General features: G+C 44.2%; 14 protein-coding genes. 5 read left to right on the top strand and 9 right to left on the bottom strand.

Annotated features, from left to right (window positions below; genetic code table 11):
- Positions 1-130: 130 nt before the first annotated feature.
- Both cysS and ACOOFG_RS03875 read right to left on the bottom strand, forming a co-directional pair.
- Positions 131-1,537: a cysteine--tRNA ligase gene (cysS, locus tag ACOOFG_RS03880; RefSeq protein ID WP_420422331.1), complete on the bottom strand. Its 1,407-nt coding sequence runs from the start codon at positions 1,535-1,537 to the stop codon at positions 131-133.
- Positions 1,534-4,119, bottom strand: coding sequence for an AMP-binding protein (locus ACOOFG_RS03875; RefSeq protein ID WP_420422330.1), 2,586 nt, complete (start codon positions 4,117-4,119; stop codon positions 1,534-1,536). The genes cysS and ACOOFG_RS03875 overlap by 4 nt, the downstream gene beginning before the upstream one ends.
- A gap of 361 nt (positions 4,120-4,480) precedes the next feature.
- Between ACOOFG_RS03875 and ACOOFG_RS03870 the strand changes: the two genes are divergently transcribed.
- From ACOOFG_RS03870 to ACOOFG_RS03860, 3 genes are all read left to right on the top strand, one after another.
- Positions 4,481-4,648 (top strand): hypothetical protein, encoded by a 168-nt coding sequence (locus ACOOFG_RS03870; RefSeq protein ID WP_420422329.1) that lies wholly within the window; start codon positions 4,481-4,483, stop codon positions 4,646-4,648.
- 83 nt (positions 4,649-4,731) lie between these two features.
- The gene (locus ACOOFG_RS03865; protein WP_420422328.1) at positions 4,732-5,019 is read left to right on the top strand and encodes a hypothetical protein; all 288 of its coding nucleotides are present in this window, start codon (positions 4,732-4,734) and stop codon (positions 5,017-5,019) included.
- A gap of 652 nt (positions 5,020-5,671) precedes the next feature.
- The gene (locus ACOOFG_RS03860; protein WP_420422327.1) at positions 5,672-6,178 is read left to right on the top strand and encodes a GNAT family N-acetyltransferase; all 507 of its coding nucleotides are present in this window, start codon (positions 5,672-5,674) and stop codon (positions 6,176-6,178) included.
- On the opposite strand, the gene ACOOFG_RS03855 is transcribed toward ACOOFG_RS03860, so the two are convergent.
- From ACOOFG_RS03855 to ACOOFG_RS03830, 6 genes are read right to left on the bottom strand one after another with little or no spacing between them, the layout of a single operon-like run.
- Positions 6,150-6,572, bottom strand: coding sequence for a bis(5'-nucleosyl)-tetraphosphatase (locus ACOOFG_RS03855; protein WP_420422326.1), 423 nt, complete (start codon positions 6,570-6,572; stop codon positions 6,150-6,152). The two genes, ACOOFG_RS03860 and ACOOFG_RS03855, sit on opposite strands and share 29 nt — an antisense overlap.
- Positions 6,569-7,825, bottom strand: coding sequence for a beta-ketoacyl-ACP synthase II (fabF, locus tag ACOOFG_RS03850; RefSeq protein ID WP_420422325.1), 1,257 nt, complete (start codon positions 7,823-7,825; stop codon positions 6,569-6,571). The genes ACOOFG_RS03855 and fabF overlap by 4 nt, the downstream gene beginning before the upstream one ends.
- Positions 7,826-7,833: 8 nt before the next feature.
- A complete protein-coding gene (gene rsfS / locus ACOOFG_RS03845) occupies positions 7,834-8,214 on the bottom strand; it encodes a ribosome silencing factor (RefSeq protein ID WP_420422324.1) in 381 nt (126 codons plus the stop codon).
- Between the two features lie 29 nt (positions 8,215-8,243).
- Positions 8,244-8,861 (bottom strand): nicotinate (nicotinamide) nucleotide adenylyltransferase, encoded by a 618-nt coding sequence (nadD, locus tag ACOOFG_RS03840; RefSeq protein WP_420422323.1) that lies wholly within the window; start codon positions 8,859-8,861, stop codon positions 8,244-8,246.
- Complete coding sequence (locus tag ACOOFG_RS03835) at positions 8,846-9,490, bottom strand: HAD family hydrolase (protein WP_420422322.1); 645 nt, start codon at positions 9,488-9,490, stop codon at positions 8,846-8,848. The genes nadD and ACOOFG_RS03835 overlap by 16 nt, the downstream gene beginning before the upstream one ends.
- On the bottom strand, positions 9,487-11,049 hold the full coding sequence (locus ACOOFG_RS03830) for a hypothetical protein (protein WP_420422321.1): 1,563 nt from the start codon (positions 11,047-11,049) through the stop codon (positions 9,487-9,489). The genes ACOOFG_RS03835 and ACOOFG_RS03830 overlap by 4 nt, the downstream gene beginning before the upstream one ends.
- Positions 11,050-11,184: 135 nt before the next feature.
- On the opposite strand from ACOOFG_RS03830, the gene ACOOFG_RS03825 reads away from it, so the two are divergent.
- Together ACOOFG_RS03825 and ACOOFG_RS03820 are read left to right on the top strand one after the other, a co-directional pair.
- On the top strand, positions 11,185-12,051 hold the full coding sequence (locus tag ACOOFG_RS03825; RefSeq protein WP_420422320.1) for a hypothetical protein: 867 nt from the start codon (positions 11,185-11,187) through the stop codon (positions 12,049-12,051).
- Positions 12,048-12,956: a hypothetical protein gene (locus ACOOFG_RS03820; protein WP_420422319.1), complete on the top strand. Its 909-nt coding sequence runs from the start codon at positions 12,048-12,050 to the stop codon at positions 12,954-12,956. Before ACOOFG_RS03825 ends, ACOOFG_RS03820 begins: the two co-directional genes overlap by 4 nt.
- On the opposite strand, the gene miaA is transcribed toward ACOOFG_RS03820, so the two are convergent.
- The gene (miaA, locus tag ACOOFG_RS03815) at positions 12,925-13,935 is read right to left on the bottom strand and encodes a tRNA (adenosine(37)-N6)-dimethylallyltransferase MiaA (protein ID WP_420422318.1); all 1,011 of its coding nucleotides are present in this window, start codon (positions 13,933-13,935) and stop codon (positions 12,925-12,927) included. The two genes, ACOOFG_RS03820 and miaA, sit on opposite strands and share 32 nt — an antisense overlap.
- Between the last annotated feature and the right edge of the window lie 7 nt (positions 13,936-13,942).

The following is a 13,942-nucleotide window of genomic DNA, read 5'->3' as shown; positions in this document are numbered from 1 at the left end:
TCTAAGGAAGCTTAACAAACTGCACTGGGATTGTCGGAGGTGGAATCTCGAGTTTTAGTGTGAGTGCGATCAATGTTGGTGGTTTCGTCATTTTCACAGATACGACAATCGACACAGAGCTGTAATGTGATCATGCTTTCTTGACTCTTGAACCTGTTGGGCTATCTTCGATAAGGTAGCCTTTTGACAGAATGTAATCCCGCTCTTTGTCTGCATCTGCCCAGTTTTTTTCCGCTCGTGCTTCTTGTCGTCTGGCAAAAGCTTCTTGGATGTCTGTCGGGATTTCTTCTTTTTTTTCTTCAAAGGGAATCACTCCAAGAACATGGTCGATTTCTTTCAAAAAGGCCAAAACTTGGTTTGCTCCTTCTTGGCTGAGCTCACTGCGATCAATTTCCCCATTGACATGACGGACAAAGTCAAAGAGCGCTGCGAGGGCCACTGAAATATTGAGATCATCGGCCAATGCCGCTTTGAAACGGGTCTGCGTTTCCTCAGTTTGAGTTGATGTCCCCTTTCCTTGTTGCACTTGTTTGAGTCGATGGACAAAGTCTTCTAACCGCTGCAATGATTGACGGGCTGCGTTGAGTCCCTCAAGAGTAAAATTGAGCTGCGTTCGATAGTGGGTGCTGAGAAGAAGGTAGCGGACTTCTGTTCCGCTATAGCCTTTGTCGATTAGATCGCGCAAAGTGAAAAAATTTCCTAAACTCTTCGACATCTTCTTTCCATTGACAATCAGGTGCTCTGCATGGACCCAGTAGCGTGAAAATGTTTTGCCACTGCACCCTTCTGATTGGGCAATTTCGTTTTCATGATGCGGGAAGATGTTATCCACTCCACCCATGTGAATGTCAATCGTTTTCCCCAGAAGCTCTGTTGCCATGGCTGAACATTCGATATGCCAACCTGGGCGCCCTTTTCCAAAGGGACTTTCCCAATAGATGTCACCATCGCGCTCGGGATCGTACCCTTTCCACAGGACAAAATCGGCAACTGATTCTTTTTCATACTCATCAGTTGTCACCCGCTCTGACGCTCCAGCTTTTAAGTCTTCCATGCAAAGGTGAGAAAGTTTCCCATACGCAGGAAAGTGATGAATGCTAAAGTAAACGCTCCCTTCTTTCCCGTGGTAAGCCAGTCCTTTTTCTATGAGATGCCCAATCATCGCAATCATTTGAGGAATGTAATCGACTGCTGAAGGGTAGAGGTGCGCTTTTTGAATACTCAGTGTTTTCAGATCGTCGAAAAACGCCTTTTTGTAAAACTGCGTAAACTCATCTAGGGAAACACCTCTTTCAAGCGCTCCTTTGATCGTCTTATCGTCAACATCAGTTAGGTTCATCACCTGTTTAACTTTCAGGCCAAAAAACTCAAGGGCACGCCTGAACAAATCTTCAAAAACGTAAGTGCGAAAGTTCCCAATGTGGGCAAAGTTATAAACAGTGGGGCCACATGTATAGAGGGCGATTTCATGTTTATGGGGGGCGAGGGTGATCGGTTCCTTTTCTCGCGTCTCGGTGTTGTAAATATTTAACGTCATTGCTCGCTTTTTAACATCTCATTGATCTTGCGGAAGTGGACTTTGCCAGTTCCTGTCATCGGAATTTCAGGAACCTGCTTGACTCCTTGAATTTTGACAATCCGCCCAAACCCCGAATCACGAAGTGCGCTATTCACTTCTTGGGGAGAGGCTGCAAACGTTGCAAACAAGACAAGGAGTGGCTTCCCACTTTCTTTTTCAAAAACTCCAATAGCCAGTTGAGGTGCTTCCTCTTCTTGAGAAATCCATCCTTTCGCTTTCGCGTGCTTGGACAGTTCCTCTTCAAGGGCCGTCAAGCTGACCATTTCAGCTCCGATTTTCACAAACCGCTTCATCCGGCCACTATAGAGAAGAGCTCCCTCTGGGTCGAGAGTTCCTAAATCGCCACTACGATACCACTTTTCCCCGTCAAATTCAATAAACGGATTGGGAACATCCTTGCCCATATACCCGCCAAAAACATTCGGCCCTTTAATGCAGATCTCTCCCTGCTCCTGACCAGATAGCCTTTCCTCCGTTTCAGGATGGATCACACAGAGTTCCACACCTGGTAAAGGTTTGCCAACTCCTTTCGCGGGTTCTTCAGGAGGGCAAAGAGTCACAATGGGAGAACATTCCGTGATGCCATACCCTTCAATCAAAACCCGATCGCCTTCAAGCTTCGCCACGGAGTCAAAAAGCTCTTTAGGAGCTTTTTCTGCCCCTGTCACAAACATCCGTACTGTTTTAAGCTGTCTAGGCGTTGCGACGCGAAACAAATTACGATAGAAACTCGGCGCGCAACACAAAAGAGTGATATCACGCAGGTAACAATCGCGCGCCATCGCATGACTGTCTGTTGGATCAGGCGAGAAAAAGACGCGCAAACCCGTGAGTAATGGCAATAGTCCTGTCACTGAAAACCCAAATGAATGAAACGGCGGCAAGATGCCAAGCAAGATGTCATCCCGGTTGATCTTCACCACGCTTAAGGCGGACTTTTGATTGGCAATCAAGTTGTGATGCGTCAGAGGAACAGCCTTAGGATAGGTTTCCGTTCCGCTAGTGAAAAGGATCACCGCAGGATCTTCTGGTTTCACGCGACTGAGACGAAAAATTCTCCTCAAAGCACGCGCACTTTTCCGCGCAAGCCATGCCCCTTTCAATTTATCTTTCAGAGAGATCTCTTTTCTGAACTCTTCTAAAACAATCACCTTATCTTCAAGAGAGCCAAGCTCTAAGCTATCGACCCGCTCTAAAAAACGGCGCGAGCTAAAAACAGTTTTGAGATTCAGCAGCTCATCGGCAAAGTTTAAACTACGCGCACCTGCGGTCCAATTCAAAATCACAGGCACCTTTCCCGCTATCAAAACGGCGAGAATGACCACAAAGGCGCCAACAGAGGAAGGCAATAAAACTCCAATGTACGGATCAGGCAACTGTTGAAACTTGCGCGCTAACACAAGAACCCCAGTCTTCAGGCGTCGATAAGTTAAAAACTTAGACACTTCGTCGCCACAAGCCACAGCTTTTTTCATACGATCGCACGTGTTTAAAAATACCTCTTGCAACGTCTCCCCTTTCGGATACCGAACAGAAGCGCGAAACTTTTCTTTTGGCCACTCGTACTTCTCTTTATTAGCCACATCAATGGATTTGCCCTTGACCTTCCCTTCAACAATCAGTTCAAAAAGGTCGGCAACTGTGCGCATCTTTTCTGGAACAATTGAATCGACATCATATCGCTCATCTAAAAAGGCCTGAATACTCGCATAATCTAGGGAGTCTAATCCCAGGTCTGTTGCAAGTTCCAAGTCATCTTTTAAATCATTTTCCATCCGCCCAGAAAGCCGCGCCAACTCCTCATAAACATCTTTGCGAATGTTGTCTGGAACATCAATGGGCTCGCTTCGTCTTTCCCTTTTTTCAGGCCGCGTGACAATAGGGACATCTTTTGAAAAGTGACTAAAAGAGACAAGTCTTAACGGCTCACGATCTGTAATGTAACCCGCATCATCCCGGTAGCGGTTGTACCAATTTTCCAAATATCGATTGATTTCAAGACGGCTGCCCTTATAGGGAAAATCGTTTGGCGGAAGCGAAAATTCAACACTGACCTTGCGCCTAGGCGCAAAGAAAATCCCATTCTTTAAAATGACTTTGAGTCCATGCATGAGCATTTTCCAAAAGTCAGGCGACTGGCCCGTCACAGCGCGTGAAAACGTGCTGCCCCATAGACCTGTTGTGCGGACAAGAACAATTTGCACATCAGGGCAAAGTTCCAAAATGCGGTGGACAAATGAATTACCCCCAACAATTTCACGTCCATCTGCCTTCAAGTGACCAGAGGGATAAACCAAAAAGTTATCCCCTCTCTTGATCGCCTTTTGCACCTTTTGCATCGCCTTTTCGACTTCTTTGATCTTCCAAGTATTGGCCGACATTTCAAAGTTTGGCATTGGCAGAGCATTGACCCATTTCATAAAGAGATGGGCACCTTGCATGTAGTAAAAGTGCTCAATGACTAGAGGCCGTGGTTGAAACTTCCCCAGCAATAGCGCGTTCATCACCAAAGGATCGATCTCAGCAGGATGGTTCGGCAAGAACAGTATTCCCCCTTTCTTCAAAGCCTTAGGATTCAATAATCCTTTAAGGTTCTTAACTTCAATGCGATACCGCAAGCTCAAAATGAGACGCAGTACAAAGCTCGATAAAAGGTAGAAGAAACGGGGCATAGCACACTATTTGGTGTAAAAAGATAATTCTAGCAGGTCCCTCTGAAACCTTCAACTCCCTCCTACCGCTCCTTCATTCAAATAAACATTTACCACTCTGAGCGGTTTGAAATATAAACCTCTTTATTGCAACTAATTATAAAATTAAATTAATTATTATTAGATTGGCAAATTAATCGCCGTTTTATATAATAAAATTTAGAACAGCTTAATAGATTTTGAGATGCTTATGTCAAAAAGAGTTGATGGTGAAAGTTCAAATTCGAAGCGGACCATTCCCGAAATATTAAGGAGTGTGTCACGCAAGTTTCGCGATATGATCCATACGCAAGAAGAAGACAAGTCCACACCACCTGAAATGCGCACCAAAAAGGCTGAGCAATTCAAGAAAAAATAAAATATTTGATTTGCCAAAAGAGATCCATTAAAGATGGATACTTAACTTTTTTGGTAAGCAATATCACCATAGGAGGTGAGGTAATGAGTGACTTTAGAATCAAATCATCAGATGGGACTCATAGGTCTCATGAGGCTGGCAAATCGGATAAGGCAAAAGGCGCCAAACTAGATGATGCCGGATATGCAACAAAAGAGAAAATTGTTGCGTTTTTGGATGTTCATTATCAGCCAGTGACAAAATGGGAATCAGACAAGACTTTTGAAGAAGTTCTTCAAAAAACTCTTGGAAGACAGATTGCACCGCAAACACCTACTCAAGAGTCTGAGCAATCGACAAAAGTTGCGAACAACTACATGGTAGGTGGTTAAGCACTTCACAACAATCGAGTTGGTCTGTATCCTAGGAAGAACCCAAAAAGATTGGGTTCTTTTTTATGCTCAAGAAAATTCAAAAGTTTGAGTTTTATCCCTAAGCAAGTATTTTTTTGCAATGAAATCAAGGTGGGCCCTGTCCACCTATACCTGGAAAAAAACTTGCACAATTCACATAATGTACGTCAAATCGTAGTTCTACTATCTCTAAAAAGGTTCAAAATGGTTGAGGTTTTACAGTGTCTATCTTCCTGAAGCTGACGACAGCAGTTGGATTCATTGCTTTGGTTTGTTTTTTGACATATAAAACTGTTTTACCAATCTGTTTAAAAATCATCGACCTATCGATAAAATCCCCTATCTTCCGGAAGTGTTTATGTACACTATTAGCACTGGCTTTTGGAACTGTGGGAACCTTTCAACTGCTCGACTATTTCCATGAAACAGGGCAAAGCATGGCCAAGTTTTTTCCTCTTTCTTTTTTATCCTCTGCTATTTTTTTATATTTATCCTTTGCGAAATCAAAAACTCGGAGTTAGCACGCAAACTCTCAGTAAACCGGCTTTGTAGTAAAGTCCTGAGTATCTAAAGTTAGACAAGAATCGATTTGATCTCTACCCTAGAGAGACAAGTCTACATATGGATTTTTATGTCTATTGAAGTTCGCATTGTTTCATCTGCCGAAGACTATGAGAAATGTCTCCTCATTCGGCGCAAAGTGTTCATCGAAGGAATGGATGTTCCAGAAGAGCATGAAATCGACGCCTATGAAGAAGAGGCGACTCACTTCCTTGCTCTCTATGAGGATATGCCAGCTGCAACGGGACGTATACGCATCAAAAAGGGCTTCGTGAAGTTTGAACGCATCGCAACTCTGTCGGAATTTCGCGGCAAAGGTCTTGCTAGCGCGCTGATGGAAGCCATGCAAGAAGAGGCTTTAGAACACTACTCCGCATACTTACCTGCAATGCACGCGCAAGTGAGCGCTATTTCGTTTTACCTTAAGCTAGGATGGGTAGCTGTAGGTGATGTTTTTGAAGAAGCTGGTATTGATCACCAAGTGATGGTGTTACTTCCTCAAGATATTTCGAAATTGAAGTGCCTCAGTGATCCTGAAACACCCAAAGCTATTTTAGATTATTTAAAGTCTCAATAACTTGTGTGAAGAGTTTTGCTTCATCTTCAAATGTGACGTGATCGAGAAGATCTTTCAGCGCAATCCACTTTCCTTGGATGATCTCAGGAGAATCGACTAAGTATTTAGGATTCACTTCGGCAAGGTAGTATTGAACGTGTTTATCAATGAGTTCACCGTCACGTTCGAATTTGTAGGAATGGGTTAGGTAGGAGTGTGGCAAGTAGCGGATGACACTCATAGATGTCTCTTCTTTAAGCTCCCGTTCAGCACTTTGTTTGGGCGATTCACCGGGCTCACCATGCCCTTTGGGGAAACCCCAATAGTTTCCTTTTAGATGCAATACAACGAAGACTTCCCAGTAGTTTTCTCGATAAGTGAGTGGGACAATCCCGTAGCAATGTTCTTTCTTCATTCCTCGTAGGGTGCTAGTAAAATCACAGAGTTGTGCCCTCCAAATCCAAACGAGTTGGACATGGCAACATCAACATCAAAATCAATCGCATGGTCGCGAACCGGATCAATATCACCGAGTTCTTCTTCAGGATCTTTGAGGTTAATGGTGGGGTGCAGTTTTGCAGTTTGAATCGCTTTGACTGTTGCAACCGCTTCGATTCCTGCAGCTGCACCGAGGCAGTGGCCTGTCATCGATTTCGTTGCATTGAGCTTCACATCTTTGCAATGGTCGCCTAAGACCGAGCGAATGGCGCGGATTTCGCAGAGATCCCCTGCTTTCGTTGCTGTCGCATGTGCATTGATGTAGTTGATGCGGTTTTTATCAATTCCGGCATCATCGATCGCGTTTTGGATACAAGCGGCAACACCTGCTCCGTCTTCACGCGGACTTGTCATATGATAAGCGTCTGTTGAAATGGCACCACCAAGATACTCGGCCAAAATAGGTGCGCCACGCTTTTTTGCATGTTCGAGTTCTTCGAGCACAAGAACGCCTGATCCTTCCCCCATAACAAACCCGTCTCGAGATTTATCAAACGGACGAGAAGCGCCTTCCATGTCATCGTTGCGCTCGGAAAGAGCTTTGATGACAACGAAACCAGCAACTCCGATAGGGTTAATCGGTGCTTCTGTTCCTCCACATAAGATGAGGTCTGCATCCCCTCTTTGAATGTGTTGAGCCGCAGAGACAATGCAATAGTTTGCTGTGGCACAAGCTGTCGAAATCGAGTAGTTCGGTCCAGTGAAGCCTAAGTCAATTGCGAGGAGAGCTCCACCCATGTTGGTGATGATGTAAGGTACAAAGAAAGGGGTGATGCGGTTAAAGCCTTTGTCAAAGAGAGTCTTGTTCCCTTCGAAAAAGACGCTCATGCCTCCCATACCAGAGCCAATGAGCACTCCACAACGGGCCTTGTCGAGCTGGTCTAAATCTTCTTGCTTCAGGTTAGCTGATTCGAGAGCTTTTTTTCCGGAAACCATGGTGTAGCGAATGAAAGGATCGACGCGTCTAGCTTGCTTTTTGTCGATGTAATCGCCTGGTTCAAAGTCCTGGACGGATGCTGCAAAACGGGTGGGATAGTCTTCACAAGGAAAGGCTGTAATGGGGCGGACCCCACTTTTTCCTTGGAGTAAACAATCATAAAAATGGTCTACTTCCTGACCGAAGCAGGACACCACACTCATTCCAGTGACGACAACACGTCTTTTCTTCATTTTTCGCCTTACCTCTTTTCAACTGCGCTAGTGGAAACATCAAAGTCTACATCGATGATTTCTCCATCAGCCCAGAGCCTTTCTAACTGATATTTTTGCCGCATTTTGGGAACAAATAGGTGAATAACAATCTCAAAAAAGTCGAGAACGATCCAATCGCCTGTGCCCATGCCATCGACATGAACCGCTTTTCGCCCTTGCTTTTTCATGAGATCTTGGATCTCATTTGCTAGGGCAATCACATGCCTTTCGACGTTTCCATCGGCAATTAAAACAAAATCTGTGACGGCTGAGACCCCTCGGACGTCGAGCGCAATAATGTTAGTACCTTTCTTCGTATAGAGCGCCTGAGCGAGTTCTCTGACCAGTTCGGAAGGGTCCGATTCCATCAATCAACTACAATTAAATAATCTTTGTTTTAAGAAGTATAATATAATCGATTTTCATATATGTAGTCTAGGACTTTTGCGGGAATGAGATGCCCACAGAATACTCCCTTTTTAAGCCGCTCTCGGAGGCGGGTGCTGCTAATGTCCATAGCAGAAATTTGAATCCACCCTTCTTCTAATTTTGATTTGATAGCTGGAGACAGCTTTTCCAAGCGGCTCGCATCAAATCCATGACGCGTTCCGATGAGCGGTGGAGCCATTTCCAAGAGGATTTCAGGCTTCTTCCAGCTCCCGATTTCATAGGCTGAATCTTCAGCCATGATTAAAAAAAAGTGCACTCCTTTCTCTTCTCGTTTGATGAGGAGGTCAAGGGTTTCAACGGTATACGAAGGAGGTGGACGCCCAATCTCAATTTCGGTCACTTCGGCCCATGGAATGTCTTGGATAGCAAGCTTGACCATTTCAAGCCGGTGGAAGCTCTCAGCTGTTGCTGGGCGATCTTGTTTTGTGGGTGAGAGTTGTGCGGGGCAAAGAAGAACTTGGTCTAAGCGACATTTTTCTTTAAGTTCGACCATTAAGTTGAGATGCCCCAAGTGAATGGGGTCGAAGGTTCCCCCGAAAAAGCCGATCCTTAAATCACTTCCCAATCTTGTTCCTCGGAAATTTTTCGCATCTTGCCGCTTGGGTTCACTACAATCGCTTTCCCTGCTGCATAGAGGAAGGGAAGGTCGATCATGCTATCAGAATAAGCTGTGACTTTTTCCCGCTTGGTCTTGAGTTTCCGAATGATTTTTTGCAAATAGGTGGCCTTGCCATCACCAAGGAGAATCGACCCCACTTCTTGGAGAGTCCCCTTTTCATCAGTAAGATATTCTGAGCTGTACCACTCGGTAACTTCTAGGTAGTCGGCAATGGGGCGCACTAAAAATGAGGGAGAATTCGAAATGATGACAGTGTGATGTCCTTCGTGTTGGGCGCGACGCAGGCGAGAGTAGGCCGGCATGTAGAGGTAGCGGTAAAAATCAGCTTTTAAAAAACTGCGAACTTCGTCTTCAATACGCTGCAAGGACTGTCCTTGAAGAAAGCGACGGAAAACCTTGTGGTGCAGATCTTGCAGTGGCATGCCGCAGAGTTCATACTGCGATTTGTAAACCAATGCCCGCAAAAACGACAATGGGTGGAAGATCCCCTTTTTAATCAAATGACGGTAAAAAAGGAGACTACAGTTGGAGTGGACTAAGGTATGATCCAGATCAAAAGCGCTTACGGAGATCAAGATTCTTTTTCTGCAATTTTTTCTTCTAATTGATCCACAGTTTCGACTTCCTTATCGAGGTGGATCTTGGCACTATCATAAAGCTCACGATAGGTCATTGCCTTTTCAAAGTCAAGGCCTGACCCTCCCATTTCTTTCCGGTAATCTTCGACCTGCTGTTTGACCTGATTTAAGAGTTCTTCCCGCTCTTCCAAAAGATTCTCCAGCGCATCTAGAGTATCGGCTTTTTCCCCTTTCTTATCTAAAATAAAACTTCGCAAATCAGAAAAGTTCCGCTCAAAAACTTGTTTTTCAGCCATCGCGAGCTTTAAACTTTCAAAGGTTTCGAGCATGCGCCCTTCTGCTTCTACAAGAGATTCTAAACTCGAAGCCGCTTCATTTTCGAGGATTGTGGTCAGTTCTGCCTTAAGATTCTCGATATGTTCGCGCTCTTTTTTCTCTTGAGCTTCGACTTTTTCCTGGATTTTATCCAGAGCCTCTTTGCGGATTTCCTGAATTTCCACGCGCATCGTTTTGACATCTTCTCGACCTAACGCAATCGCACGCATTTCGCTCTGCAGAGCAGAAACTCGTTCAACAATTTTTTCCTTAACGAGATTGTCTGGGTTTGCGCAAAACGCTCTCAACTCTTCAATCTTCGGTGCAAATTCTTCTTTATTTTTTTCAAACTCCTTCGAACGCTCTTCGTATTCTTTTTTTCGATCCTTTTCGACTTCTTTGATTTGATCCCAGCATTCACTGAGCATCTTGCGCGTTTTAGTAAAGGCTTGCGTATTGAGAGTGAGCAGTTTTGCAAGGGCTTGAAAACTTTTAATTTCGTCACGGAGCACAAATGGGGGAACTGGTTTATCTCCCTCTTTTTCAGAAAATCGATGGGTAACAAAGTGCTCAACATCTTTGATAAATTGTTCGCTGATTTCCTTGATAAGCTCTTTACGACGAGGAAAAACTTGATCGCCAAGCTTTGAAAGACGTTTCAGTAATTTGTTTTTGACGCTAATGCGCATATCCGTTCCGATCGCTTCTTTTCGCAAAGCATCTAAACGGCTGACAAGTGTTTTGAGAAAGTGCAATTCGCGTTGAGGAGTTTGATACACTTCCTGCTTTTTGATTAGCTTATGAGTATTTTTTGGAAATTCCAAATGAGGCTGCTCTTCCACCAGCTGATCATATTTCGCAAAATCGGCTTCTAGGGCTTCAATGGCAAGTTCAATTTGTTCAATCGAAAAAGCCGTTTGCTCGTCAATGATTTCTTTGAGTCGACGCGCTTCCTGGTTGAGTTCGGCGTACTCCGACCATAGATGATTGCGTTTGATCGGATTCATTTGTTCTTTGAAAAGCGGGGAGCAAAGATGTTTGGCATCCCAAAAGTCTTTGAGGCGTGAGCCTCCTGGCTCAGACAGAGCTTCTTTCATGAAAGTAATGGCTTGCGCTATTTTCTCTTCTGTCTCTTTGAGCTGATCAATCGCCTGCTTAAGGGCAACAAAACGTTCTGAAACATTTTTCGGTTCAGGTTTTTTTTCTGAATCGGTTTTCTCTTTTTTTTCTTCTGTTGCCATCTTGAGGTTTACCTGAAATAAAAAATATGAAAGGAAAATGCAGGCTACTAACAATTGTAAAGATTTCACACAATTTCTGCAAGACTGTTTCGGACATTGCCAAAAACTGTCGTTCCCCCTTAAAATCTCCTCAAGATGAAATGCCTTTTCAAAAGACTAAAAAAGATTGCATTTGGCCTTGCGGTTGTCTTATTGGGAACTGTCGCTTGGGATATGGGCCATATAGCATATTACCGCAGTTGGTTTTCAAACCAACTACTAAGTCTCCCTTACACAAGTCAAAAAGCCCAAGAAATTGACCCTCTCTTAAGTCAAACGTTTACGTTTATCGACAAAGGCTCCACCAGTGAAGTGTTTGCTTCAGAAAATGGAACAGCTGTGATCAAAGTCTTTTTTGAAAAACCTTATACTGCGAAATCACGCCTCATTCGTCCTTTTAACAAGTTGGCTGCCCTGAAAAAAGAACTCAAAATGAAGAGAAAAAGATATCAGGCATGCATGAACTCCTACGCTCTTCTGCCACAAGAAACCGGAATGATTTACTATCACTTGATGCCCACAAACACTTTCAACCAAACAGTCTTACTCAAAAATGCTGATGGCACCACTCGTACCCTCGATCTTGATAAAGATGCGTACTATATTCAGAAAAAAGCCGAAGTCACAAACCACTACCTTGAATACTGTGTCATCAGAGGACAGCCAGAAAAAGCGCGGCAAGCGATTACAAACTTACTCGATTTTTCCTTCCTTCTCTCACGACAAGGAATTGTGATGGTGGATCTTCAATTTACGAGCAATTTTGGATTCATCGAAGACCTTCCCGTGCGGATTGACATCGAACACCTCCGGTTTAAAAAATCTTGGAAAAAAGGGCATGAGACTCACCTATCTGAGCAACTACAGGATTTTAGGGAATGGATTCAAACCTATCTCCCTGTCGAATTTCTCACCTACTTCGATGACGAGGTTGCCCGCATTAAAGTAGAGGAAAAGCGGTGAAACGTCGGACACAAATTGCTCTTTTCATTTTTCTCGGTCTCATTACAGTTGCGGGCGTAGAACGTGCGTTTTACTACTTAAAAGACGGTTTTTCTCCTAAAAGTATCACTTCCAAACTCGCAGCACATCCTCAATGGAACGCCGCCATTTCTGAACAAGATCAAAAACTTGCATTGGAGATCTTGTCTCAAGACTTCCATTATTTGGGGAGTGGAAGTCAGAGCTTTGTCTTTGAAAGCCAAGATGAGCGTTACGTGATCAAGTTCTTCAAGCACAAAAGATGGCAACTTCATCCCTTATATGAAAGTTTGCCCCTTCCTTCCAAACTCGAAGCCAAACGTAACCGTTGGAAGCGAAAAAAGGCAGGCACAGTGAATAACACTTTTCTCAGCTGCAAAGCTTCGTACGAACTCTTTCAACAAGACACTGGTGTGATCTTTGTCCATCTCAACCGCACAGATGACTTGGAACTGACTCTGCGCGTAAAAGATCGGTTAGGGCTCACCTATGAGCTTAACCTTGACTCCCTTCAGTTTGTCCTCCAAAAGCGAGCGATCCCAACAGATGTCTATCTTCTCTCTTTGCGCGAAAAAGGAGCGACGGAGCAAGCCAAAAAGGCCATTCGAGAAATGCTAGCTTTTACAAAGAGGCGCGCAGAGCTTGGGTATAGCGATAAAGATCCTCATCTCATTCGGAATTTTGGTTTTCTAGAAAACCAAGCCATTGAAATTGATGTTGGAGGGTTTCACAAGGACCCGAAAAAAGATTTTCGCTACTATCAGACTTTTGAGCTTCATAGAATTCAAAACAAATTGCTGCCTTGGCTTGAGGAACACTACCCAGAAATCGCACCGTTTGCAAAAGAAGAGATCTTTAATATCGGCTCTCATAGTCCTGGAGAATAAGCTCGAGAACTTTTTGATAGCCGTGAATGTCGATGTCGACCCAACGAAAAAGTGGCTCTTTTCGAAACCAAGTGAATTGCCTTTTGGCATAACGGCGTGAAGCCTTTTTAAACTCCCATACAAACCGCTCCCAGTCTCCATCTGAGCGCTCAGTCGCAAGAAACTTTAAACACTGCCGATACCCAATGGCTTGAGCTGCGGTGATGTTGTGCTGAAGCATTTCCTGCAATCCTTCGACTTCTTCGATAAATCCTTGCGCGATCATTTCGTCACACCGCATTTCAATGCGCGGGTAGAGAATCTCTGTTGGAAAGTAAAGAAACCAACAGCGGAAATCAAATTCTTGAGAAACTTTTGGCTCTCGAGGGCCTTTAAAATCACTCACTTTCTTTCCTGTCAGAGCGATGATTTCCAAAGCGCGAATGATTTTGTGTCTGTCACGAAAGTTGATGGTATTTGCATATTCGCAGTCGTATTGTCGAAGCCGTTCGTACAACGCTTCTGGTCCAAACTTTTCCATGTCTTCTTCGAGTTTTTCTCGAATTTCTGGAGAAGCTGGCGGCCCCTCAGGCGGACCGTAAATCAGGGAATGGAGATAAAACCCTGTTCCTCCAACGATGATGGGAGTCCTTTCTCGCTTCAAAATTTCACGCATGGTTGAAGTCGCTTGCTCATAGAACTGCATCACATTGAAACTTTCATGGAGGTCGCAAATGTCAATAAGATGATGGGGAATCTGCAGCCTTTCATCAGGTGTGACTTTTGCTGTACCAATGTCCATGCCCCGATACACTTGAACAGAGTCGGCAGAAATGATTTCTCCATCGATTAATTTTGCCATTTCAAAGGCAAGGCGTGACTTTCCAGCCGCAGTTGGACCAGCAATGACAATCACGCGTTTGTTTAAATGAGGCTCTCTAGTGCGTTGCCTTAAAGGAAGATAGTCTGGGGTTTCGTGTTGAACGATGCCATCATGCATGGCTTCA

Origin of the sequence: Simkania sp. (assembly GCF_965215465.1) — a bacterium.
Taxonomy (GTDB): domain Bacteria; phylum Chlamydiota; class Chlamydiia; order Chlamydiales; family Simkaniaceae; genus Simkania.
This window is presented reverse-complemented; position numbering and strand designations above follow the sequence as displayed.

What these genes read in the sequence shown, in the direction of transcription:
- cysS (WP_420422331.1), bottom strand. Translation starts at nt 1,537, where the DNA reads ATGACGTTAAATATTTACAACACCGAGACGCGAGAAAAGGAACCGATC.
- ACOOFG_RS03870 (WP_420422329.1), top strand. Translation starts at nt 4,481, where the DNA reads ATGTCAAAAAGAGTTGATGGTGAAAGTTCAAATTCGAAGCGGACCATT.
- ACOOFG_RS03865 (WP_420422328.1), top strand. Translation starts at nt 4,732, where the DNA reads ATGAGTGACTTTAGAATCAAATCATCAGATGGGACTCATAGGTCTCAT.
- ACOOFG_RS03860 (WP_420422327.1), top strand. Translation starts at nt 5,672, where the DNA reads ATGTCTATTGAAGTTCGCATTGTTTCATCTGCCGAAGACTATGAGAAA.
- ACOOFG_RS03855 (WP_420422326.1), bottom strand. Translation starts at nt 6,572, where the DNA reads ATGAAGAAAGAACATTGCTACGGGATTGTCCCACTCACTTATCGAGAA.
- fabF (WP_420422325.1), bottom strand. Translation starts at nt 7,825, where the DNA reads ATGAAGAAAAGACGTGTTGTCGTCACTGGAATGAGTGTGGTGTCCTGC.
- rsfS (WP_420422324.1), bottom strand. Translation starts at nt 8,214, where the DNA reads ATGGAATCGGACCCTTCCGAACTGGTCAGAGAACTCGCTCAGGCGCTC.
- ACOOFG_RS03830 (WP_420422321.1), bottom strand. Translation starts at nt 11,049, where the DNA reads ATGGCAACAGAAGAAAAAAAAGAGAAAACCGATTCAGAAAAAAAACCT.
- ACOOFG_RS03825 (WP_420422320.1), top strand. Translation starts at nt 11,185, where the DNA reads ATGAAATGCCTTTTCAAAAGACTAAAAAAGATTGCATTTGGCCTTGCG.
- miaA (WP_420422318.1), bottom strand. Translation starts at nt 13,935, where the DNA reads ATGCATGATGGCATCGTTCAACACGAAACCCCAGACTATCTTCCTTTA.